The 22743-nt window shown below is 75.0% G+C and carries 16 protein-coding genes; 13 read left to right on the top strand and 3 right to left on the bottom strand.

Annotated elements, in window-relative coordinates; translation table 11 throughout:
- Window positions 1-60: 60 nt before the first annotated feature.
- From F6X68_RS13215 to tpx, 8 genes are all read left to right on the top strand, one after another.
- Window positions 61-834: a thiamine biosynthesis protein ThiG gene (locus tag F6X68_RS13215; RefSeq protein ID WP_225852181.1), complete on the top strand. Its 774-nt coding sequence runs from the start codon at window positions 61-63 to the stop codon at window positions 832-834.
- 14 nt (window positions 835-848) lie between these two features.
- The gene (locus F6X68_RS13220) at window positions 849-1124 is read left to right on the top strand and encodes a MoaD/ThiS family protein (RefSeq protein ID WP_132238266.1); all 276 of its coding nucleotides are present in this window, start codon (window positions 849-851) and stop codon (window positions 1122-1124) included.
- Entirely contained in the window at window positions 1124-1858 is a 735-nt protein-coding gene (locus tag F6X68_RS13225; RefSeq protein ID WP_151454557.1) for an HAD family phosphatase, read from the top strand. Before F6X68_RS13220 ends, F6X68_RS13225 begins: the two co-directional genes overlap by 1 nt.
- The gene (locus F6X68_RS13230) at window positions 1855-3264 is read left to right on the top strand and encodes a glycogen synthase (protein WP_151454558.1); all 1410 of its coding nucleotides are present in this window, start codon (window positions 1855-1857) and stop codon (window positions 3262-3264) included. Before F6X68_RS13225 ends, F6X68_RS13230 begins: the two co-directional genes overlap by 4 nt.
- Window positions 3245-4747: a 4-alpha-glucanotransferase gene (malQ, locus tag F6X68_RS13235; protein WP_151454559.1), complete on the top strand. Its 1503-nt coding sequence runs from the start codon at window positions 3245-3247 to the stop codon at window positions 4745-4747. Before F6X68_RS13230 ends, malQ begins: the two co-directional genes overlap by 20 nt.
- Complete coding sequence (gene treY / locus F6X68_RS13240; RefSeq protein WP_151454560.1) at window positions 4747-7068, top strand: malto-oligosyltrehalose synthase; 2322 nt, start codon at window positions 4747-4749, stop codon at window positions 7066-7068. Before malQ ends, treY begins: the two co-directional genes overlap by 1 nt.
- The gene (locus F6X68_RS13245) at window positions 7065-8300 is read left to right on the top strand and encodes an MFS transporter (protein WP_151454561.1); all 1236 of its coding nucleotides are present in this window, start codon (window positions 7065-7067) and stop codon (window positions 8298-8300) included. Before treY ends, F6X68_RS13245 begins: the two co-directional genes overlap by 4 nt.
- A gap of 179 nt (window positions 8301-8479) precedes the next feature.
- Entirely contained in the window at window positions 8480-9007 is a 528-nt protein-coding gene (tpx, locus tag F6X68_RS13250; RefSeq protein WP_151454562.1) for a thiol peroxidase, read from the top strand.
- A 292-nt stretch (window positions 9008-9299) separates the two neighbouring features.
- Here tpx and F6X68_RS13255 read toward each other — a convergent pair whose 3' ends face one another.
- Together F6X68_RS13255 and F6X68_RS13260 are read right to left on the bottom strand one after the other, a co-directional pair.
- Window positions 9300-10688, bottom strand: a complete 1389-nt coding sequence (locus F6X68_RS13255) for an NAD(P)/FAD-dependent oxidoreductase (RefSeq protein WP_151454563.1) — start codon at window positions 10686-10688, stop codon at window positions 9300-9302.
- 73 nt (window positions 10689-10761) lie between these two features.
- Window positions 10762-12111 (bottom strand): acyltransferase, encoded by a 1350-nt coding sequence (locus F6X68_RS13260; RefSeq protein WP_192581390.1) that lies wholly within the window; start codon window positions 12109-12111, stop codon window positions 10762-10764.
- 346 nt (window positions 12112-12457) lie between these two features.
- On the opposite strand from F6X68_RS13260, the gene F6X68_RS13265 reads away from it, so the two are divergent.
- The 3 genes from F6X68_RS13265 to F6X68_RS13275 all read left to right on the top strand — a co-directional run bounded on the left by F6X68_RS13265 (window position 12458) and on the right by F6X68_RS13275 (window position 16419).
- Entirely contained in the window at window positions 12458-15466 is a 3009-nt protein-coding gene (locus F6X68_RS13265; protein ID WP_151454565.1) for a hypothetical protein, read from the top strand.
- An 80-nt stretch (window positions 15467-15546) separates the two neighbouring features.
- Window positions 15547-15939, top strand: a complete 393-nt coding sequence (locus F6X68_RS13270) for a hypothetical protein (protein ID WP_151454566.1) — start codon at window positions 15547-15549, stop codon at window positions 15937-15939.
- A 66-nt stretch (window positions 15940-16005) separates the two neighbouring features.
- Entirely contained in the window at window positions 16006-16419 is a 414-nt protein-coding gene (locus F6X68_RS13275) for an SgcJ/EcaC family oxidoreductase (protein WP_132238240.1), read from the top strand.
- 117 nt (window positions 16420-16536) lie between these two features.
- On the opposite strand, the gene F6X68_RS13280 is transcribed toward F6X68_RS13275, so the two are convergent.
- Window positions 16537-19956: a BTAD domain-containing putative transcriptional regulator gene (locus F6X68_RS13280; protein WP_151454567.1), complete on the bottom strand. Its 3420-nt coding sequence runs from the start codon at window positions 19954-19956 to the stop codon at window positions 16537-16539.
- A gap of 381 nt (window positions 19957-20337) precedes the next feature.
- On the opposite strand from F6X68_RS13280, the gene F6X68_RS13285 reads away from it, so the two are divergent.
- Window positions 20338-21006, top strand: a complete 669-nt coding sequence (locus F6X68_RS13285; protein WP_151454568.1) for a DUF899 domain-containing protein — start codon at window positions 20338-20340, stop codon at window positions 21004-21006.
- A 30-nt stretch (window positions 21007-21036) separates the two neighbouring features.
- Window positions 21037-22638: an MFS transporter gene (locus tag F6X68_RS13290; RefSeq protein ID WP_151454569.1), complete on the top strand. Its 1602-nt coding sequence runs from the start codon at window positions 21037-21039 to the stop codon at window positions 22636-22638.
- Window positions 22639-22743: the final 105 nt, after the last annotated feature.

Raw genomic sequence — 22743 nt, forward strand, 5'->3', positions numbered from 1 at the left:
CTGGCCCGGGCTGACGCTCCCCGCCGCCGGTCGTGCCCGGCTCGACCAGAAAGGGTGTACATGTCCGTGGATTCGATGGAGGTCGCTGGCCTCCGGGACGCATGGGTCAGGCTCGGCGACACGGAGCTGACCTCGCGCCTGCTCGTCGGTATCGAGCAGTACACGTCGCCGTCGGTGATCCGCCAGGTGCTCGAGGCGACCGGTTCGCAGGTCTTCATCACCACCGTGGACCCCGACAACAACCGTTCGAGTCTCCTGCTGTCCGATCTGGCCGACGAGATTCCCATCGAGCAGTACCTGTGGATCGGCACGACCTCGTTCGCCCGGTCGGCCGAGAGCGCGTGGAAGACCGTCAACATCCTGCACGACGCCTACGGCATCACCGTGTTCAAGCTGGACGTCCGCGGCCGGACCAACGAGCCGGACAACCGGGCCACCGTCGAGGTCGCCGCCCAGCTGCGCGAGCAGGGCTGGGAGGTCATGCCGTTCATCCTGCCCGACCTCGCGACCGCCAAGGAGTTGGCGGCGCTCGGCTGCTCGGCGCTGCGCGTGATGAGCGCCCCCGTGGCCTCCGGCCACGGCATCCCCGATCCCGGCCCGATCCGCCAGATCATCGACACGGTCGACATTCCGGTGGTCGTCGAGGGCGGGCTGGGCAGCGCCCGGCACGCCACCCTGGCGATGGAGCTCGGGGCGGCGGCGGTACTGGTCAACACCGCCCTGGTGAAGGCCCGGGAGCCGATGCTGATGGCGCAGGCGATGAAGCACGCCGTGGAGGCCGGTCGGCTGTCGTACCTGGCCGGCGCCATGCCCGGCGACGAGATCCCCTACTGACCGAGGAGCCGACCATGGCCGTCGAGGTGTGCATCCCGACCGTGTTCCGCAACTACACCAGTGGCAGCAAGTACGTGACCGCGGACGGCTCGACCGTCGCCGAGGTGCTGGCCGACCTCGAGGCCCGGCACCCGGGGCTGGGCAGCCGCGTGATGGGGGAGGACGGGCAGCTGCGCCGCTTCGTCAACCTCTACATCAACGACGTCGACGTGCGCACCAGCGGGATGCTCGACTCCCGCCTGCGCGACGGCGACTCGCTGACCATCCTGCCCGCCGTGGCGGGGGGCTGATGGCGTCCGGACCGGTCCCTGTCTTCGCCGGTGTGCTGTTCGACCTGGACGGCGTCCTGATCGACTCGACCGAGGCCATCCTGTCGCTCTGGCGGGGCCTGGCCGCCGAGCACGATCGGGCGCTGTCCGCGTCGGCGATCCGCGACGACGTGCTCGGCTGCTCCCCGGAACACTCGGTCTCGGCGCTCTTCGGCGACCTCGACCCCGACACGCGGGAGGAGATCCTGCGCCGGGTGCGGGTCGCCGAGACCGACCTCGCGTTCGTCGAGGTGCCGGGCGCCCGGGAGATCCTGGCGACGCTCGGCGGCGCCGGTGTCCGGCTGGCGCTGGTCACCGGCGCCTCCGCGCGCCGGGCCCGGCGGGTGGTGGCGCACCTGGGTGTCGCCGCGGCCTTCGACGCCATGGTCACCTGGGGCGAGACGGCGCGCGGCAAGCCGGCGCCGGACTGCTACCTGCTCGCGGCACGCCGGCTCGGGCTGGCCCCGGCGGGCTGCCTGGTCGTCGAGGACGCCCCCAGCGGCGTCCGCGCCGCCTCGTCCGCCGGGGCGGTGACGGTCGGCGTCGGCGACGCGCCGGCCCTGCGGGCCGCCGGGGCGACCTGGACCGCGCCGGACCTCGCCGCGCTGAGCGTCGCCCGGGCCGCCGGCGCGGTCGAGCTGCGCCTGGCCGGCGCCCCGATCGCGGGCCTGTCCACGGTCGCGGGGCCGGCCACGCTGTCGGGGACGCGGGCGTGAGCGCCGGCCGCCCGCTGCGGGTCTTCTTCGCCACCTCCGAGGTGGCGCCCCTGGTCAAGGTGGGCGGTCTCGGGGACGTCGCCCGGGCCCTGCCCCGGGCGCTGGCCGGACGGGGGCACGACGTACGGCTGTTCCTGCCCGGCTACGCGGGGCTGCCGGACGGCCGCCGGGTCGGCACGGTGGCGGTCGCGGCGGGCTCGGCGCGCGCCGAGTTCACCGTCGACGACCTGGGCGACCACGACGGCGTCCGGTACCTCACCCTGCGGACGCCGCAGCATCCCGACTGGCAGCGGCCCGAGGGGTACGTGGAGAAGCACCTGTCGTCCTTCGTGCTGTTCTCCCGGGCGGTCGCCGAGTTGGCCGCCCGTTCGGCGAGCCCGCCCGACGCGGTGCACTGCAACGACTGGCACGTCGGGCACGTCCCGGCGTACCTGCGCGCCCTCGACGCGTCGCCGCGGACCGTGATGACCATCCACAACCTCGCCTACCAGGGGTTGTTCCCGCACGACAAGGCCGACGAGCTGGACCTGACCCGCTACGGCACCGGCAACCTGCTGGCCCAGGGCATCCGGTACGCCGACGCGGTCACCACCGTCAGCGCCCGCTACCGGGACGAGACCCTCGCCCCCGCGCACGGGGTCGGGCTGCAAGGGTTGCTGCGGGCCCGGGGCGAGGACTACCACGGGATCCGCAACGGGGTCGACTACGACGACTTCGACCCCGCCACGGACCCGCACCTGCCAGCCCGCTTCGACGTGCACGACCTCGCGGGCAAGGCGGTGGCGAAGCGCGCGCTCCAGCAGCGCAGCGGCCTGGCGACGGATGCGGAGGTGCCGCTGTTCGCCTTCGTCGGCCGGTTGGTCGACCAGAAGGGCGTCGACCTGCTGCTGGAGGGCATCGACGAGATCGCCGCCCTCGGCCTGCAACTCGTCGTCGTCGGCGTCGGGGCCGAGTACGAGCGGTCGTTCCGCCGCGCCGCCCGCTACTACCCGCACGTCGCCTACCACCCGGACAGCGGGGAGGCGATCGCCCGGCTGGCGTACGCCGGCTCGGACGCCTTCCTGGCGCCCTCCCGGTTCGAGCCGTGCGGGCTGGCGCCGCTGATCGCGCTGCGCTACGGGTCGGTGCCCGTGGTGCGGCGGGTCGGCGGCATGGCGGAGACGGTCGCCGCGACGGGGCTCGGCTTCTCGTTCGACGGCTACCGCGCGCCGGACCTGGTCGACCTGATCGCGCAGGTGGTCGCGCGCTGGGCCGACCGGCAGGCGTGGGCACGGTTGCGGGAGCGCGGCATGCGGGCCCGGTTCTCGTGGGACGAGGCCGCCGAGCGGTACGAGCAGTTGTACGTGCGCGCGCCGGCGCACGGGACAGGACGGGAGGACGACTCGGGTGCCGGTCAACCGACGTAGCGGGATCCTGCTGCATCCCAGTTCACTGCCGGGCCGGTTCGGGGTGGGTGAGTTCGGGCCGGCCGCGATCGAGTGGCTGGACTTCCTCGCGGCCGCCGAGCAGAGCGTGTGGCAGATGCTGCCGCTCAACCCCGTCGGCGCGGACGGCTGCCCGTACCAGGCCAGCTCCACGCTGGCCGGCAGCCCGCTCTACGTCAGCGTCGAGCGGCTGCGCGACGAGGGTCTGCTCACCGCCGCCGACCTGGCGGACGTGCCGGCGCTGCCGCCGGACACCGTGGACTACCCGGCGGCGGGCGCCGTCAAGGCCGACCTGCTGGCCCGGGCGTACGCCGCCTTCACGCCGACCGCCGAGAGCGAGGCGTTCGCCCGGGAACAGGCGTGGTGGCTGGACGACTACGCCCGCTACATGACCCTGCGGGAGCGGTACGGCGGGCCGTGGACGAGCTGGCCGGCGCCGCTGGCCCGGCGGGACCCGGACGCGCTGGCCCGGCTCGACGACACCGAGCGGGACCGCCTCGACTACTACCGTTTCGAGCAGTACCTGTTCGCCTCGCACTTCACCGCCGTCCGCGACCACGCCCGCCGGCTCGGCATCGAGCTGATCGGCGACGTGGCCATGTTCGCCGGCACGGACAGCTGCGAGACGTGGGCGGCGCCGGAGCTGTTCCAGCTGGACGCGGCGGGCCGTCCGACCGCCGTGGCCGGGTTCCCGCCCGACGAGTTCAGCGCCGACGGCCAGGTCTGGGGCAACGCGCTCTACCGCTGGGAGCTGATGGCGGAGGACCAGTACGCCTGGTGGGTCGACCGGATCCGCCGGATGACCCAGCTGTACGACATGATCCGGCTCGACCACTTCCGGGGCTTCCTGCGCTACTGGGCCGTGCCGGTGGGCCGGCCGGCGAGTGCGGGGCGCTGGCGCGACGGGCCGGGCCCGTCGCTGTTCCAGGCCGTCCGCAAGGAACTCGGCGAGGTGGTGATGCTGGCCGAGGACCTGGGGCCCGCCTCGGCCGAGGTGCAGCAGCTGCGCATCGACGCCGGCATTCCCGGCATGCGGCTGCTCCAGTTCGCCTTCGCCGGCGACGAGAACCAGCATCTGCCGCACCACTACCCGACCGACTGCGTGGCGTACACCGGGACGCACGACAACGACACCACACTGGGCTGGTGGGAGGAGTCGAGCGCCGACCAGCGGCTGCGGGTGGAGCGCTACCTCGGGGGCGTACCGGACGGCATCTGCCGGTCGATGGCGCGGGCGGTCTTCGCGTCGGTGGCCGAGCTCGCCGTCCTGCCGTTGCAGGACGTGCTGGAGCTGGGCCCGGCGGCCCGGATGAACGTCCCGGGGCAGGCCGAGGGGAGCTGGCGGTGGCGGTTCCGGGCGGAGGCGCTGACCCCGGGCCTGGAGTTCCGGCTGCGCCGGCTGACCGAGACGTACGGCCGGGACCGGCGGGCGTCCACCCGACGGGCCAGGGGGTTCACCGGCTGATGGCGGCACCGACCTCCACGTACCGTCTCCAGTTCGGCCCCCACCTCGGTCTCCCCGACGCCGTCGCGCTGACCGACTACCTGGTCGACCTCGGTGTCGGCGCGCTCTACGCCTCCCCGCTGCTCGCCGCGGCGCCGGGCTCGACGCACGGCTACGACCTGGTCGACCCCACGCGCGCCGACCGGGGCCGGGGCGGCGAGCGGGCGCGCCTCGCGCTCGCCCGCCGGCTCGCCGAGGCCGGGCTCGGCTTCGTGGTCGACGTGGTCTGCAACCACATGGGCGTCGCCGACGCGGCGGCCAACCCGTGGTGGTCCGACGTGCTGCGGCACGGGCCGGAGTCCCGCTACGCCCGGTTCTTCGACGTCGACTGGTCGGCGGGGCCGCTGTTGCTGCCGGTGCTGGGCGACGACGGCGACGGCGGCGCGGCGGCCGAGGGGGAGCTGAAGCTCGCCGACGACTCGCTGGTCTACCACGAGCACCGGTTCCCGCTGGCGCCCGGCACCGGGCACGGCACGGTGGCGCAGGTGCACGGCCGGCAGCACTACCGGCTGGTGTCCTGGCGCCGGGGGGCGGCCGACCTGACGTACCGCCGGTTCTTCAACATCGACACGCTGGCCTGCCTGCGCACGGAGGACCCGGAGGTGTTCGGGGCGCTGCACGCCGAGACGCTGCGCTGGGTCCGGGAGGGGCAGGTCACCGGGCTGCGCGTCGACCATCCGGACGGCCTGGCGGATCCCTCGGAATACCTGCGGCGGCTGCGGGCCGCGGCGCCCGCAGCGTGGATCGTCGTGGAGAAGGTGCTGGGCGTCGGCGAGGAGCTGCCGGCGGGCTGGCCGGTGGACGGCACCACGGGCTACGACGCGCTGGCCGAGATCTCGGGCGTCTTCGTGGCCCCGGCGGGCCGGCAGCGGCTGACCGAGGCGGCCGGCCTGACCGGCACCGCGCTGGCCGACGTCGTGCGCGAGGCGCGCGAGCAGGTCGTCGCGACGATGCTGGTCGCCGAGGCGCGACGCGTGGAGGCGCTCGTCGCGGCGCTGCTGCCCCGCTGCCCGGCGGCCGAGCGCGCGGACGCCGTCCGGGCCCTGCTGGTGGAGTTTCCCGTCTACCGGTCCTATCTCCCGCAGCACCGCTGGGCGCTGGACGAGGCGGTCGAGCGGGCCGCCCGGCGTCGGCCGGCGCTGCGGGAGATCCTCACCGCCGTCCGGGACGAGATGGTCGCCCGGCCGACCGGCCCGCTCGCGGTGCGGGTGCAGCAGGCGACCGGCCCGGTGATGGCCAAGGGCGTCGAGGACACGGCGATCTACCGGCACAACAGCCTGGTCGCGGTCAACGAGGTGGGCGTCGACCCGGGCCGGTTCGGGGTGTCGCCGGGTGAGCTGCACGCGGCGAACGCGGTCCGGGAGGCCGGCTGGCCCGCCACCATGACCACGCTGTCCACCCACGACACCAAGCGCTCGGAGGACGTACGGGCCCGCCTGGCGGTGCTCAGCGAGCTGCCGGAGGCGTACGCCGAGCGCTTCCGCCGTTGGTCCGCCCGGCAGCCGTTGGGCGACCCCCTGCTCGAACCGCTGGCGTGGCAGACCCTGCTCGGCGCCTGGCCGATCGGCCCCGAGCGGCTCTCCGCCTACCTGCTCAAGGTCGCCCGCGAGACGCGGGTGCGCACGAACTGGCACGATCCCGACCTCGACTACGAGGACGGCGTCACGAGCTGGCCCGCCCGGGTGCTCGCCGACGGGTCCCTCACGGCGGAGGTCCGTGCCTTCGTCGACCGGATCGCCGCGCCCGGCTGGTCGAACTCGTTGGGCCAGAAGCTGCTCCAGCTCGCCGGTCCCGGGGTGCCCGACGTCTACCAGGGCACCGAGCTGTGGGACTACTCGCTTGTCGATCCGGACAACCGCCGCCCGGTCGACTTCGCGGCCCGCCGGCGACTGCTGGCGGAGATCGACGCGGGACGGACGCCGCGGGTCGACGACACGGGGGCGGCCAAGCTGCTGGTCACCTCCCGGGTGCTGCGGCTGCGCCGGGACAGTCCGCGGCTGTTCCGCGGTTACCGTCCGGTCCGCGCGGAGGGCGGCGCGGCGGAGCACCTCATCGGCTTCTCGCGCGGCGGTGACGACGGCGTCGTGGCGCTGGCCACCCGGCTGCCGGTGGGGCTCGCCGAACGGGGAGGTTGGGCCGACACCGTGGTGCCCCTGCCCGGTGACGCCGACGGCTGGGTGGACGTGCTCACCGGCGCGCCGGTCCGTTCGTCGGCGCCCCGCGTCGAGGACCTGTTCGGCCGCCTGCCGGTGGCACTGCTCGTCAAGAAAAGAGGATCATGAGCGTCGACGTGGAAACCGCCGGCCGGCGACGGTCGATGGCGGCCCTGCTCGGTGGGGTGGCCGCCACCAACACCTCCATGGTGGGGGCCAGCACGGCGTCCACGCTGATCGGCGCGGAGGAACTGACCGAGCTCTGGAGCGGCGTGCCGAACGCGGCCGGCGTGCTGGGCACCGCCGCCGGCACGCTCTGGCTGGCCGCGCTGATGGCACGTCGGGGCACCCGTTCCGCGCTGTCGCTGGGCTACCTGGTCGCGATCGTGGGCGCGGCGGTGGCCGGCGCGGCGGTGGCCTCCGGGCAGGTGTTGCTGCTGATCTTCGGCATGGTGCTGCTCGGGGTGGGCAACGGCGGGGCGCAGCTGTCGCGGTACTGCGCGGCGGACCTGTACCCGCCCCGCCGGCAGGGGCTGGCCGTCGGGGTCATCGTCTGGGCGGGCACCGTCGGGGCGGTCTTCGGGCCCAACCTGATGGAACCGAGCGCCACCGCGGCCAGCCGGCTGGGTCTGCCGGACCTGGCCGGGCCGTTCCTCGTGGCGCTGCTGGCGGCCGGCATCTGCGTGCTCGCCTCCGCCGCCATGCCCCGGTCGCGGACGGCGGCCCGGCGGGGCGCCAACGATCCGACCCCGGCGCAGGTGTGGCGGCACCCGGTGGTGTCCGTCGCGCTGGTGTCCATGATCGCCGGGCAGTTGGCCATGGTCGCCCTGATGACCATGACGCCGCTGCACATGAGCAGCAACCACCACGGCCTCACGGCGGTGGGCGTGGTGCTCAGCGGCCACATGATCGGCATGTTCGCGCTGGCGCCGCTCTCCGGCTACCTGTCGGACCGTTTCGGCGGTCGGGCCGCGATCCTGATGGGCATCGGCCTGCTGGTCACCTCCGTCGTGGTGGCGTCGTGGCCGGCGGCCCACGGCAGCGGCCTCACCCGCCTGGTGGTCTCGCTCTTCCTGCTCGGCTGGGGCTGGAACCTCACCTTCGTCGGCGGTAGCGCCCTGCTCACCCAGGCGCTGACCCCGGCCGCGCGGCGGGCGGTGCAGGGCCGGGTGGACGCCCTCGTGTGGGCCGCCTCGGCCGTGGCCAGCGTGGTGGCCGGGGTGGTGCTGGCGACCACCAACTACGTGGTGCTGTCGGTCGCGGCCGGGGTCGTCTCGCTGATCCCGGTGCCGATGCTGCGCCGCCGGCCGCCGGCCGAAGCGTCAGCCACCGCCCCCGAGCACGCCGACGCGGTGCGCTGACCCGGCGCGAGGCGGCACGTGCGAAGGTGCGGCCGTCGGGCGCGGCGGACGATGCTGGGTGCGGCGCGGGCCGGCGTACCGCGCGGTACCGGCCGCGCCTCCCTGGGGCCGCCGGTGCCCGGTGGGTCCCGCCGGCGCCGGCCGACCCGCCCACTCCCGCTGGACGCTAGGAGAACCTGATGACAGTCGCGTTGGAACGTGCCGGCGTCACGACGTTCCGGGGCCGCCCGGTCACGCTGCTCGGGCCGGAGGTGCGCGTGGGCGATCCCGCGCCGGCCTTCACCGCGCTGGCCAACGACTTCTCGCCGGTCGACCTGGCCTCGTCGGCCGGTACGGTGCGGATCCTGTCCGTGGTGCCGTCGCTCGACACCGGCGTCTGCGACCAGCAGACGCGGCGGTTCAACGAGGAGGCCGCCGCCCTGCCGGGGGTGAGCGTGCTGACCATCTCCGTGGACCTGCCCTTCGCGCAGGCCAGGTGGTGCGGCGACGCCGGCATCGAGGGGGTCCGGACGGCCTCGGACCACCGCGACCTGTCCTTCGGGCTCGCCTACGGCGTGGTGATCGCGGAGTTCCGGCTGCTCGCCCGGGCGGTCTTCGTGGTCGACGCCGAGGACCGCGTCGTGCACGTCGAGTACGTGCGCGAGGTTGGCGAGCACCCGCGCTACGAGGAGGCGGTCGCCGCGGCGAGGTCGGCGTCGTCCCGCTGACCCGCCCCGGGGCGCCACCCGCCGGTGCGCGCACGCGGTGGCCACGACGTCGATGCGTCGTGGTCACCGCGTGACGCTGCCCGCCACCAGGCCTGCGCCCGCTCGCGGCCATGCGCGCGCCCGCGCCGGGCCCTGCTCTCGCGCTTCTAGGCACGTGCGCGCGCCGGCCGCATCCCCGTCAGGTGCGCCGCCGGCGGCGTCCCCACCTCCGTCCAGCGGTGCGGCCCGTCGTGCGCGGCACGACGGGCCGTAGCTCGTGTGGGGTAGTGGCCTCCGCGGGTGTGGACCCGCCTCAGCCGCGGTCGCGTGCCGGGGGACGGGCCACCGGGCCGGACGGGGTGGCGACGGAGCCGGCCGGCTGCCCGCCCGCCCGCAGCACGCGCAGCATCACCGAGGGACGCATGATCGCCTGCGGCGGGTCGATCAGCCCGGCCACCCGCAGGAAGGCGTCAGTGACCCGGCTGTCCCGGGTGGCGGCGGCGTGCACCCGGGCGATGTAGGCGTTGGCCATCCGCACCTTGAACGGGCGCGGGCCCTCCACCCGCGGGTGGGCCAGGTCGCCGCCGGCGGCGACCTCCCACGGGGCGTCGAGCTGCCGGGAGATGTCGGCGAAGAAGGCCCGCGGCCGGGGCGCTCCACCGCTGGCGAGGTGCCGGCGCAGGATCAGCGCCTCCAGGGCGGCGACGGTCATGCCCTGGCCGTACACCGGGTTGAACGTGCAGACCGCGTCGCCGACCACGAGCAGCCCCTCCGGCAGCCGGGACACCCGCTCGTAGCGGCGCCGGACGCTGGCCGGGAACCGGAACGAGGCCGGCTCGTCGAGGAACTCGGCGTCCCGGATGGCGTCGATGATGTCGGGCACGGGCAGCGAGGCCGCGTACGCCAGGAAGCCCTCGCGGTCGGTCGGCGGCTCGTCGCCGAGGATGCCGGTGAGCGAGAGCAGCCCGGTGTCGCCGCCCAGCGTGGCGAGGAACGCGCCGCGCGGATGGGCGGGGGTGGCCACCGGGTTGATCGAGACGTCGCCGTGGAACGGGTCGTGGGAGAAGCGGAACCGCGCGCTGGTGTAGGTGAGCCCGATCTTGATCCGCTCCTCCGGCACCGGGCCGTGGCCGAGCTCGGTCAGCCAGGCGGGGGTCCGGGAGCCGCGGCCGGTGGCGTCCACCACCAGGTCGGCGTCGATGACCTCGGCGACGTCGGCGCCGCGGTGGTGGATCCGTACGCCGGTGATCCGGTTGCCGTCGGCGGTGGCGACCGGGGCGACGACGTCGGCGTCCTCGACGAGCCGCACCCCCGACAGGGCCAGTACCCTGCGCCGCACCAGCGCCTCTATGCCCGGCCGGTAGCCCCCGACGACCAGCAGGCCGGTCTCCGCCGGCTTCAGCCGGTGGCCGTTGAAGTACCAGCGGATCCGGGTGCCGAGGTCGCCCGAGCGCAGTCCGGCCGCGGTCGCCTCGTCGGTGAAGCCGGGCAGCAGCTCCTCGATGGCCTGCTGACCTCGGGCGAGCAGGCCGTGCAGGTGCCGCCCCTGCGGTGCGCCGCGGCGCACCTCGGTCGCGTCGGCGAGCCGGTCCCGGTCCACCAGGACCACCTCCCGGTACGCCTCGGCGAGCACCTTGGCGGCGAACAGTCCGGCCATGCTCGCGCCGAGGACGACGGCCCGGCCTCTCGCGGTGTCGCTCATCGTGTGGTTCCTCTCGGTTTGCCGCCGGACGGACCTCCCGCCCGGTACAGGGGGTGCCGGTCTGCGGTCGCTCTCACTCGGCCGCTACTGCGGGGGCGGCCGGCTCGGTGCTGCGCGGCTCCCACTGCGCCGCCTCGCGGCCGGCCGGGAGCTGCTCGCGGACCGTGCTCGGCGCCTGGGCCCCCGGGTCCACGGGCGCCCGGCCCAACCACGGCCGCAGCCCCATCGCCGGGCGCTCCACCAGGTAGAAGCTCAGCGTCGCCGTCACCACGCTGGCACCGGCCACCGCCGCGGTGACGAGCCAGAAGTTGCCGGTGCCCAGCGGCGTGCCGGTCGTTCCGTAGTAGACCCACAGGTAGAAGACGTGCCAGAGGAAGACCCCGTAGGAGATCCGGCCGAGGAAGCGCAGCACGGGGTTGGACAGGGCCGCCCGCATGTAGCCGGGACGGCCCGCCGGCAGGGTCAGCGGCGCCACCAGCAGCAGGGAGATGGCCAGGTAGAGGGCGTGGTCGACCATCGCCGAGCCCAGCGGCGGGTAGTTCATGTCGTTCGGGCCGCCCAGGGGGGAGCAGGCCGTCGCGTACGCCAGCGCCGCGCCGATCCACGCTGCGCCCGGGTGCCGGATGAGGAACCGGTACGGGGCCGGCGTCCGCTCGGGCGCCACCTCGGCGACGGCGGAGAGGGTCGCCAGGATCATGCCGACCGCCAGGTAGCCCATGTACTCGGTCGGCCAGAGGTGCTGCATCGGGAAGGCGCCCATCGAGGGCAGGTGGTGGTACGCGGCGAAGCCGGCGCCGGTCAGCACCAGGGCGCCCAGTGGCACCAGCAGCCGCCTCGCGCGGGTCCCCGGGTCGGCGGCGCGTACCGCCCAGCGGCGCAACGCCCAGGCCAGCAGCGGCAGGGTGACGTAGAACGCGACCTCGGTCGCGAGGCTCCACGTCTGCTCCATGCCCGTGGGCATCGCGTTCGGCTGGTAGACGTGCAGCACGAGCAGCGGGCGCAGCACGTGCCACAGCCCGGTGACGGCGTCGGCGTTGAGCACGAGCAGCGCCGTCACGGCCAGCAACCAGTACGCCGGCAGGATCCGCAGGGCCCGCCGCCAGAAGTACGGCTTCAGCGCCATCGGCGGCCGGTCGGTGAGGGTGGCCAGCGCGAAGGGCCGGTAGAGCACCAGCCCGGAGAGGACGAAGAAGATCGGCAGGCTGACGTCCATGGTGTTGAAGATCGGTCCGGCGACCGGGTTGCCGGCCGCGCCGTACATGTCGGAGGCGATCATGCCCGTGGTCAGCGCGATGTGGGTCAGCATGACCATCACGGCGGCGACCCCGCGCATGCCCTCCAGCTCGGGGAAGAAGATCCTCGGTCGGGCCCGCTCGCCGGTGGCGGATGTCGCCCCCGGCGCGTCCCCTCGCACTGATGTCATCGTCCGCTCCTCACGCACCCGCACTGTCCGAAAAGGATCTGTTGAGCCTTGCCTCGGCAGAGCCGGGCGCCCCGGCGCGTCCGTCCGCTCCACTGTCGGATCGTGCTGCTCGGCCGGACCCGGCGCACCTTCCACCGTGCGCAACCCCGCGCCCGGCGACGGGATGAGCGCACGACGGGAGATGCGGGGCCCAGAGGGGCCGGACGACGATCCCTGATGACCAGACACCAGCGATGACCGCCGCACGTGCGGCGGACCGAAGCGGCGGAGGGGACACAGGGTGGGCGAGAAACGTGCGGCAACCGGTAGCGGAGGGCGCGGCCGAAGGGCCATCGCGGTCGGGGGCGTGGCGGCCCTGGCGGCAGTACTGGTGATCACCGGGCAGCAGACCCCCGCCGTCGCGGGCGGAGACGCGGACCCCGCGCCGGCGCCCGCCAGCCAGTCCGACCATCGGGTCACCCTGATCACCGGCGACCGGGTCACCGTCTCCCCGGACGGCGCGCGGGTCACCGTGACCGCCGCCCCGGGCCGCGCCGGCACCCGTTTCACCAGCCACCGTGCCGGCGGGCACCGCACGGTCCTCCCGGAGGACGCCCGCCCGCTGGTCGCCGCCGGGCTGCTGGACCGGCGCCTGTTCGACGTCACGGCGCTGGTCCGGGCCGGCTACGACGACGCCCGCAGCCCCGGGCTGCCGCTGATCGTGTCGCGACGCGGCGCCGATCCCGCGGCCGGTCTGACCGGGCCGGGGCTGCGCACGACCGGCCGGTTCGCCGTAGCCGGGATGAGCGCGGTGACCGTGGTCAAGACGGACGCCGCCTCGGCCTGGTCGGCGATTCGCGAGCAGCGGGCAGGCATCGAGAGGATCTGGCTGGACAGGCCGTTGACCCCGGCGCCCGTGCCGGCGCCGCCCACCGACCTGCCCCCGGCTCTGTCGGCGGGTGGCGCCGCGCCGACCGTGGCCGTGCTGAGCACCGGCGTCGACGCCGAGCGGGCCAGGCCGGCCGCCCGGGTGGCGCGCCGGCAGGTCTTCGCCGGCGCGAGCACCGGTGACCGGCACGGACACGGCACCCGCACCGCCGCCGCCGTGCCCGGCGCGACGCTGCTCGACGGCAAGGTATGTGACGACGACGGCCGGTGCCCGGAGTCGGCGATCCTGGCCGGCCTGGAGTGGGCCGCCGGCCGGGCCGACGTCGTCGACCTCGGCGTCGGTGGCGCGGAGCAGCTCGGCACCGGCCCGCTCGGCCGGGCGATCGAACGGATCGGCGACCGCACCGGGGCCCTCGTGCTGGCCCCCGCTGCGGACGGGGCTGCAGGAGCGATCGCCACCCACGACGGGCCCGACGGGCGTGCGGCCGGGCTGCCGGCCGGCACGGTGACGGGCGCGGCACTGCTCGCCCAGCGTCACCCGGACTGGTCCGTGGACCGGCTCCGCGCCGCCCTCGCCGCCTCCGCGGTGGACGGTGCGCTCGACGCGGCGGCGCTGGCCCGGCGGAACGTGCTCCCGGCCACGGCCTCGCTCGCCTTCGGGGTGCAGCAGTGGCCGCACGCCGACGACCGCCCGCAACAGCGGACGCTCACCTGGCACAACCACGGCGACCGGCCCGTCGAGCTGCGGCTCGACGTCGCGCTGACCGGCCCCGACGGCACGCCCGCCCCCGCCGGGGCGCTGCGGCTCGACGCGACCACGGTGACCGTGCCGGCGGGCGGGTCGGCCGGCGTCACCGTCGCCGCCGACACCCGCCACGACGGGCCCGACGGCCGCTACACGGGCACCGTCACCGCCACCCCGGCGGGCGCGCCCGACCTGGCCGTGCGCTCGCGCGTCGAGGTGGAGAAGGAGGTCGAGAGCCACACGCTCACCGTCCGGCACCTCGGGCCGGACGGGCGGCCCACCGGCCGGGCCGAGACGATGGTGCTGGACCTCACCGGCGAGCTGAGGGCGTTGCTGTACGGCGAGGACGGCACCGCCACCACCCGGCTGCCGAAGGGCAGCTACGTCCTCGTCGGCGACGTGGTCGACTTCGGCGACACCGATTCGACCTGGCACCGCCTGGTCCAGCCGGAGTTGGCCCTCGACGCCGACGCCACGGTGACCATGGACGCCCGACGGACCGCCCCGGTACGCACCACCGTGCCCCGCCCGGACGCGCGGACCGCCATGGTCGACCTCGGCTTCAACCGGCGCGCCGAGGACGGCACCGGGTTCGGCCTCGCCCTGGCCCTCGACGGCTTCGAGGGTCTGCGCTCCGGGCAGCTCGGCCCCGACCTGCCCGCCGAGCGGATGACCGGTTACCTCCACTCCACCTGGGCGGTGCCCGGCCCGGCTGGCGACTTCCGCGACACCCCCTACACCTACGGGCTGCTCGACACCCGCCCGGGCGGCTTCTTCACCGGCTTCGACCGGAAGGTGGCCGATCGGGACCTGGCGACGGTGGACAGCCGGCTGGTCGCCCAGGTGACCGGCCGCGCGGCGACCAAGGCCCTGTTCCCCAACGCGCCCGGCGTCATCGGCACGCTGACTCCGCTGCTGCCGTTCAGGCTGCCGGCGCGCACGACGCACCTGCTGGAGGGCGGCGCCACCCTGTGGAGCGCCGCCTTCGGCGAGAACGTCCCGGGCGGGGACGGGCTACCGGTCGAGATCACGGCTTTCGGCCAGGCGAACCAGTCGTACCAGGCCGGGCAGCGGTACACCGACCGGTGGAACGCGTCGGTGCTCGGGCCGATGTTCGACTTCGCCGGTCACGCCGGCCGGCGCGGCGACACCGTCTGGTTCGGCATCCCCATGTACTCCGACCAGGACGGGCATCGGGCCGGTTCCCTCACCGACGCGGCGACGACCCGGATGTACCGCGACGGCCGCCTGGTGGCCGCGTCCGGCGCCGGGAACCTGGAGGCCGAGGTGCCGCCGGGGCCCGCGACGTTCCGCGTGGAGAAGCGGACCAGCCGACCGTCGTACTCCCCCCTGTCGACGCGGGTGGACGCGACGTGGACGTTCCGGTCGGACACCGCCGGCGAGGCCGGCGAGTCCTTCCCGCTGTGGGTCGTCCGGTACGCGCCGACGGTCGACGACCACAACGTCGCCCGCTGGGCGCCGGTGACCCTGCTGCCGGTGTCGGTGATGTCCCAGCCGGAGGCCCGCGTGGGTCGGGTCCGGCAGCTGGCCGTGCGGGTCTCCGTCGACGGGGGCCGCACCTGGCGCAAGGCCCCGGTGGTGCCGGCGGGCGACGGCGGCTACCGCGCGGTGGTGCACGCGCCGAAGGGAACCCGGACGGTGTCGCTGCGCGCCACCCTGGTCGACTCGCACGGCAACCGGCTGGACCAGACCATCGTCAACGCGTACCGGTTCGTGAAGTGATCCGGTACGACACGGGCAGGCCGGCCGCCGCTTTCGCGCCCAGGTGCGGAAGCCGGCCGGCCGGCCGGACAGGAGGAAGCATGGCAACGGTATCGAGATGGCTGTCGCTGACGCTGGCCGTCGTCCTCGCCGTCGGGGCGGTCGGCTCGGGCCCGACCGCCGCCGCGGCGGCGGCTGCGGAACCGCGGAGCTGCATAAGCGCGCCGAGCACCCCGGAGAAGAGCCCCGCCGGCCTGATGGTCCGTAGCGTGGCGACCAACGACTGCGTCGTCCTCGCGGTCATCTGGCTGATGCGCTACGAAACCACCGACACCGGCTGGCGGACGGTGCTGGATCGCTACATGGACCCCGGGTCGACGACCCGGCTCGAATTCCCGTGCCGGGCCAGCGGCACCCGGATCTACCGGTCCGTCGTCTGGGACCCGAACATGATGGCCTACCTGACCTCTCCCGAGGTCCGCATCACCTGCTGACCCGCCCACGCGGCCCGCACGTCCGGACGCCCGCGGCGTACCGGTGACACGAGGAGGAGGAACGACATGTCCGCAGGCAATGCCGCTGTCGTGAGCGACGAGACGGCCGTACGGGACGTCGCGCGGCGCATCGTGACGGCCTGGGCGGCCAACGACGCCGACGCGTTCGCGGCGATCTTCGTCGAGGACGGCACGCTCATCGGTGACGCCTACATGAAGGGCCGGGAGGAGATCCGCTCCTACATGGCCGCCGGGTTCGCCGGGCCGTACGGGGGGACCCACGTCCTCGTCGAGCCGCTCGACGTCCGCTTCCTGACCGACGACATCGCGCTGCTGGTGACCCAGGGCAGCGTGCTCCTGGAGGGGGAGACCGAGTTCGTCGCCGAGCGCGCCTTCCTCGCCACCTCCACGGTGGTCCGGGTGGACGGGGGGTGGAGCATCGCCGCCTACCAGAACTCCAAGGGCACGGCCAACCGCTGACGAGGCGTACGCAACGGCGGGTCGCCCGGCGTCCGACTGCACCCCGCACCGTCCACGGGCGGTGCGGGGTGCGTCGGTGCGTCCGGGTGACCGCCGCCCGGGCTGAGCCCCGCCCGCTCAGGCGGGGCGGGGGAGGCCGGCCACCAGCGAGCGGTAGGCCTCGGCGGGGGTCAGCGCGGTGCCACGGTCGAACTCCTCCGTGAACGCGGTCGGGCTGAGCGCGTCGCGCGCGGCCTGAGTGATCCGGTCGACGTCGCCCCGTTCGCCGGCCGGCAGCGGCGCGCCCACCGAGGCCCGCGCCATGGCCGCCGCGCCGAGCAGCCGGGCGGCGTCGCCGTGCCGGCCGTCGAGCGTCGCCGTGCCGGCGAGCCCCTCCAGCGCGAGCGCCTGCGCCCGGGGATCGCCGATGGCGGTGGCGACCTCGAACGCCTCGGCGTGCAACTCGTGCGCGTCGCGGGCGGTGCCGCGCTGCTCCGCGACGAAGCCCAGCTCGGCCAGGAGCAGTGCCCGCACCACGTCGGCGTCCAGGCCCGGCTGGCGGGTCCACGCCAGGACGCCGCGCAGCAGCTCCTCGGCGGCGTCCAGCCGGCCCTCGCGGCGGGCCCCGAGCCCGAGGCCGATCTGCGCGTACAGCTCCCCGGGCTTGAAGTTCTGTTCGGCGGCCAGCCGTAGCGCCCGCTCGTGGAACTCCCGGGCCCGGTCGTAGTCGCCGCTGAGCAGCGCGATGCGGCCCAGGCCGGAGAGCCGGTCGGAGGCCTCCAGCCACAGCCCGAGTTCCTCGGCCATCCGCAGGCCCTCCCGGTGCAGCCTGGCCGCCTCCGGGTAGTCGCCGGTCGCCTCCGCCCGCGTGGTCAGCGCGAAGGACGCCTGGAGCTGGCCCCACCGGTCGCCCAACTCGCGGAAGAGCGCCACGCTGCGCGCGCTGTCCCGGCTGGCCGCCTCCAGGTCGCCCCGGGACTGCGCGTGCCCAGCCCGCAGGCTCAGCGCCGTCGCCACCCCCCACCGGTCGCCGAGCATCTCGAACTGCGCCAGCGCGTCGTCGACCAGCTCCTGGCTGGTCGTGACGTCCCCCGTGTTGAGCAGCGCGAGGCCGAGGAAGCAGGTGGCCCGGGCCCGCCCCGCCGGGTCCTCGTCCGGGGGCCAGCCCGCCAACGCCGGGGCCACCAGCGGGGCGTGGTCGCCACCGGCCTCCAGCAGGGCGAGCCCGGCCCGCCAGCAGGTGGCCGCCGCCCTTAGCGAGGTCGGCACGGCACCGGGCACGGCGAGCGCCGCCTCGATCGACCGGCGCGCCTCGCGCAGCCGGCCGCGCAGGTACCGGTACCAGGCCAGCGCGGTCGCCAGCTCCAGCGCGCCGGCCGCGTCGTCGTCGGCCAGCGCGCCGTCGAGCGCGCGGCGCAGGTTGGCCGTCTCCTGGTCCAGCCGCGCGAGCCAGCGCCGCTGCGCCGCCCCGCGCAGTTCGTCGTCGGCCCGCCGCGCCAGCTCGAGGTAGTGGCGCCGATGGCGGCGGCGCACCACCGCCACCTCGTCGGCCGCGCGCAGCCGCGCCAGGCAGTACTCGGCGACCGACTCGAGCAGCCGGTAGCGCGGCTCACCGGCGCCCTCGGTCATCACCACCAGCGAGCGGTCGACCAGCCGGACGAGCAGCCCGAGCACCTCGTCGGCGGGCAGGTCCGGGTCGGCGCAGACCGCCTCCGCGGCCTCCAGGGTGCAGCCGTCGGCGTGCGCGGCGAGGCGCCGCAGCACCACCCGCTCCGGGTCGGAAAGCAGCTCCCAGCTCCAGTCGATCATCGCGCGCAGGGTCTGCTGGCGCGGCGGGGCGCCCCGGTGGCCGCCGGAGAGCAGGCGGAACCGGTCGTCCAGCCGGGTGACCAGCCCGTGCACGCCCAGCGCGCGTACCCGGGTCGCGGCCAGCTCCAGCGCGAGCGGCACCGCGTCGAGGCGGCGGCACAGCTCGGCGACGTCACGGGCGTTGGTCGCGTCCAGGGCGAATCCGGGGGCGGCGGCGGTGGCCCGGGCGACGAAGAGCTGCACCGCGCTGGAACGGGCGAGCACCTCGGGCTCGGTGACCTCCGGGTCGGGCAGCTCCAACGGGGGGACCGGCCAGACCCGCTCACCCGCCACGCCGAGCGGATCCTGGCTGGTGGCCAGCAGGCGTACGCCCGGGGCGTGCGGCAGCATCCGCTGGGCCAGCTCGGCGACCGGCTCCACGACGTGCTCGCAGTTGTCCAGGACCAGCAGCAGGGACCGGCCGCCCAGCACGTCGACGAGACGGTCGGCGGGGGTGGCCGGGGCGCCCGTCGGCCCACGGTCGGCCCCGGTGGCCTCGCGGATGCCGAGCACCGCCAGCAGCGACCCGGCCAGCGCGGCGGGGTCGTCCGGGCGCAGCGAGGCCAGCTCGACCAGCCACACCCCGTCCGGGTACGCCTCGACGAGCTGGTGCGCCGCCTCGACCGCCAGCCGGGTCTTGCCCACTCCGCCCGGACCGACGAGGGTGAGCAGCCGTTCGACGCGCAGCAGGTCGTGGACGTGTCGCACGGCCTCCGCGCGCCCGACCAGCGGGGTCAGCGGGGCGGGCAGGTTGGTCCTCGGCATCACCCGTCCCGCACCTGCCGGGCGCGGCGCGGCCAGCGGATCGTCCGCGCCGCTCGGCTCGGCGCCGCGCGGATCCCTCGGGTCGCTCCCGCCGCCCTGGCCGATCCCGCCGCCCTGGCCGTTCCTGCCGCTCGGGACGCCCTGGCCGCTTGCACCGCTCCGGCCGCTCCGGTCGCCCGAACCAAGCTGGTCGGCGAGCAGCGCCGGGTCGTGCGCCAGGATCGCCCGGTGCAGCGCCACCAGCTCCGGGCCCGGGTCCAGGCCCAGCTCCTCGGCGAGCTGCCGGCGGAAGCGGGCGTAGCTCTCCAGCGCCTCGCCCTGTCGCCCGGCCCGGTAGAGGGCGCGCAGTTGCAGGGCGCGGGCCCGTTCCCGGAACGGGTGCCGCGCCACCAGGTCGGCGAGCTCCCCGACCAGCAGCTGATGCTCGCCGAGGACCAGCCGGACCTCGGCCCGCTCCTCGACGGCCACCAGGCGCTGCTCCTCCAGCCGAGTGGCCAGCGGGCGGGTGAACGGTTCGTCGGCGAAGTCGGCCAGCACCGGGCCACGCCACAGGGCCAGGGCCTCGTCCAGCAGCGCGACCCGGGCGGGTGGGGCGGCCGTGCCGGTGGCCCGCTCGACCAGCGCGCCGAACCGGTCGGCGTCGGTCTGCCCGGGTGCGGTGCGCAGCAGATATCCGGGCGGTCGGGACACCACCGCGTCCCTGCCGCCGGCCTCCGCGTCGTTCAACGCCCGCCGCAGCTGCCAGACCTTGGTCTGTAGCGCCCCGCTGGGATTGGCCGGCCGGCGCTCGCCCCACAGGTCCTCGACCAGCCGGTCGACGGGGACGGGGCGGCCCTGGTGCGCCAGCAGGTCGGCGAGCAGGACACGAACCTTCAGATCGGGCACGGTGACCGGTGCGCCGTCCGTCGTCCAGACCGCCAACGGACCGAGGAGCCCGAAACGCATGGCGTCACCGTAGCGCAGCGCACCGACGACGGGCGGTCACGGCGCGGCGCGGCGACCGGGAGCGCACCGGGAGAAGACCGGGAGTGGACCGGGAGCGGTGGGCGGCAGAGTGGGACCGGCGACGGATCCGGCCCGGCGAGGCGAGGGAGGCGCACCGGATGTCATGGTGCGACCGCGTGCGCGTCCCGGGCCGGCCGATCCAGGTCGACCGCCAACGAGCCGGCCGGAGGGCGGGCGACACCGGCGCGGGAGCGTGCCCAGGGCTCCGGTCGGCGTCCGTGCCGTGCGACGGCCCGCGCTCCCTCCGGTACGCCGGAGCGCCCGCGCCCGTCGCCACCGCTCCCGGCAGGGGGCGTCCGTGACCACGAATGGAGAGACAGCATGAACCTGCCGACGATCGTGTCGCAGTCGGAATGGGACACCGCCCGGGAGCGGCTGCTCGCCAAGGAGAAGGAGGCGACCCGGGCCCGGGACGCGCTGGCCGCGGAGCGCCGCAGGCAGCCCATGACACGGATCCACAAGGAATACGTCTTCGAGGGCCCGGGCGGCAAGGCCAACCTGGCCGACATCTTCGACGGCCGGCGTCAGCTGATCGTCTACCACTTCATGCTCAGGCCGGGCGAGTCGCACTACTGCGAGGGATGCTCGATGTTCGTCGACAACCTCGGCCACCCCGCCCACCTGAACGCCCGGGACACCACCCTGGCGCTGATCTCCCGGGCGCCGCTGGCGGAGATCACCCCGCTCAAGGAGCGGATGGGCTGGACGCTGCCCTGGTACTCGTCCCACGGCACCGACTTCAACACCGACCTCGGGCTCACCACGAAGGCGGGGGAGGCGTTCGGGCTGAGCGTCTTCCTGCGCGACGGCGACGAGGTGTACCGCACCTACTTCACCTCGGAGCGGGGCGTCGAGGCGCTCGGCAGCAACTGGACGCTGCTCGACCTCACCCCGCTCGGCCGCCAGGAGACCTGGGAGGACACCCCGGACGGACGCCCGCAGGAGGAGCCGTACGGCTGGTGGCGGCTGCACGACGAGTACGACAACTAGGCGCCGCACCGATACGGAGGAAGGACCACGATGGATGTGAACGCGAGCGAGGCGGAACCGAGAGCGGGCCGGCGCGAGTGGATCGGCCTGGCCGTGCTCACGCTGCCCACCCTGCTGCTGTCGCTGGATCTCAACGTGCTCTACCTGGCGCTACCGCAGCTGAGCGCCGACCTGGCGCCGGACGCCGCCCAGCTGCTCTGGATCATGGACATCTACGGCTTCATGATCGCCGGATTCCTGGTGACCATGGGGACCCTCGGTGACCGGATCGGCCGCCGCCGGCTGCTCATGATCGGCGCGGCGGCCTTCGGCGTGGCGTCGGTGATCGCCGCCTACTCGAGCAGCGCCGAGATGTTGATCGCCACCCGGGCGCTGCTGGGCGTGGCCGGGGCGACCCTGATGCCCTCCACGCTGTCGCTGATCAGCAACATGTTCCGCAACGCGCAGCAGCGCACCATGGCCATCGGCCTCTGGATGAGCTGCTTCATGATCGGCGCGATCATCGGACCGCTGGTCGGCGGCGTGCTGCTCGAGTCGTTCTGGTGGGGCGGGGTCTTCCTGCTGGGCGTACCGGTGATGGTCGTGCTGCTGGTGGCCGCGCCGCTGCTGCTGCCCGAGTACCGCAACCCGGAGGCAGGGCGGCTCGACCTGTTCAGCGTGGTGCTGTCGCTGGCCACCATCCTGCCTTTCGTCTACGGCCTCAAGGAGCTGGCGAAGGACGGCTTCGGCGTCCGGCCCATCCTGGCCATGGTCGTCGGTGTGGTGGTGGGCGTGATCTTCGTGGCGCGGCAGCGCCGCCTCACCAACCCGCTGCTCGAGGTGCGGCTGTTCGCCAACCGGACCTTCAGCGCGGCCCTGGGCATCATGCTGCTCGGCGGGTCGACCATCGGTGGCATCGCGCTGCTCTTCGCCCAGTACGCCCAGCTGGTCGAGGGCCTCTCCCCGCTGCGGGCCGGGCTCTGGATGCTGCCCTACGCGGTGTCCATGCTGGTCGGTTCGATGCTCGCGCCGATGATCGCGCAGAAGTTCGCCCCGGGCTACGTGGTCGCCGGCGGCATGGCGATCGCCGCGGTCGGCTTCGCGCTGCTGAGCCAGGTGGGCACCGCCGGGGGGCTCGGCCTCGCGGTGACCGGTCTGGTGATCGTCTATCTCGGCTTCGGTCCCGGTGCCGTGCTGGGCACGGACCTGATCATCGGGGCGGCGCCGCCCGAACGTGCCGGCTCGGCGTCGTCGATGTCGGAGACGAGCACCGAGCTGGGGGTGGCGCTCGGCGTCGCGGTGCTGGGCAGCGTCGGCACCGCCGTCTACCGCAGCGAGATCGCCCCGGCCCTCCCCGCTGACCTGCCCGCGCAGGTGAGGGAGGCGGCCGGCGATTCGCTGGCCGGCGCGAGCGCGGTGACCGGGCAGCTCTCCGAGCAGACCGGGAGCGCCCTGCTCGAGGCCGCCAGGGCGGCGTTCACCAGCGGGTTCAACGTGGCCGGGTTGGTCAGCGCGGTGATCGCGGTGATCGCGGCCGTGGCATCGGCGCTGCTGCTGCGCCGAGTACGCCCGGCGGCCGAGGAACCGGTCGTCGATGCCCCGGCGGTCCCGGCCGGCGGCACCGACGAGACGCCCGCGTCGGCCCGGCGCTGACGGGTCGGTCGCGGCGCGACCGTGCGGCCGGGGTGGAGCACTCCACCCCGGCCGCACGCCGTTCGCGTACGTCCGAGCGGCACCCGGAGCTGTCGCGGGTCGCCT

This window comes from Micromonospora sp. AMSO12t (assembly GCF_008806585.1).
Taxonomy (GTDB): Bacteria; Actinomycetota; Actinomycetes; order Mycobacteriales; family Micromonosporaceae; genus Micromonospora; species Micromonospora reichwaldensis.

Coding starts and splice junctions, on each gene's coding strand:
- F6X68_RS13215 (WP_225852181.1), top strand. CDS start 61: ATGTCCGTGGATTCGATGGAGGTCGCTGGCCTCCGGGACGCATGGGTC.
- F6X68_RS13220 (WP_132238266.1), top strand. CDS start 849: ATGGCCGTCGAGGTGTGCATCCCGACCGTGTTCCGCAACTACACCAGT.
- F6X68_RS13225 (WP_151454557.1), top strand. CDS start 1,124: ATGGCGTCCGGACCGGTCCCTGTCTTCGCCGGTGTGCTGTTCGACCTG.
- treY (WP_151454560.1), top strand. CDS start 4,747: ATGGCGGCACCGACCTCCACGTACCGTCTCCAGTTCGGCCCCCACCTC.
- F6X68_RS13245 (WP_151454561.1), top strand. CDS start 7,065: ATGAGCGTCGACGTGGAAACCGCCGGCCGGCGACGGTCGATGGCGGCC.
- tpx (WP_151454562.1), top strand. CDS start 8,480: ATGACAGTCGCGTTGGAACGTGCCGGCGTCACGACGTTCCGGGGCCGC.
- F6X68_RS13255 (WP_151454563.1), bottom strand. CDS start 10,688: ATGAGCGACACCGCGAGAGGCCGGGCCGTCGTCCTCGGCGCGAGCATG.
- F6X68_RS13260 (WP_192581390.1), bottom strand. CDS start 12,111: ATGACATCAGTGCGAGGGGACGCGCCGGGGGCGACATCCGCCACCGGC.
- F6X68_RS13270 (WP_151454566.1), top strand. CDS start 15,547: ATGGCAACGGTATCGAGATGGCTGTCGCTGACGCTGGCCGTCGTCCTC.
- F6X68_RS13275 (WP_132238240.1), top strand. CDS start 16,006: ATGTCCGCAGGCAATGCCGCTGTCGTGAGCGACGAGACGGCCGTACGG.
- F6X68_RS13280 (WP_151454567.1), bottom strand. CDS start 19,956: ATGCGTTTCGGGCTCCTCGGTCCGTTGGCGGTCTGGACGACGGACGGC.
- F6X68_RS13285 (WP_151454568.1), top strand. CDS start 20,338: ATGAACCTGCCGACGATCGTGTCGCAGTCGGAATGGGACACCGCCCGG.
- F6X68_RS13290 (WP_151454569.1), top strand. CDS start 21,037: ATGGATGTGAACGCGAGCGAGGCGGAACCGAGAGCGGGCCGGCGCGAG.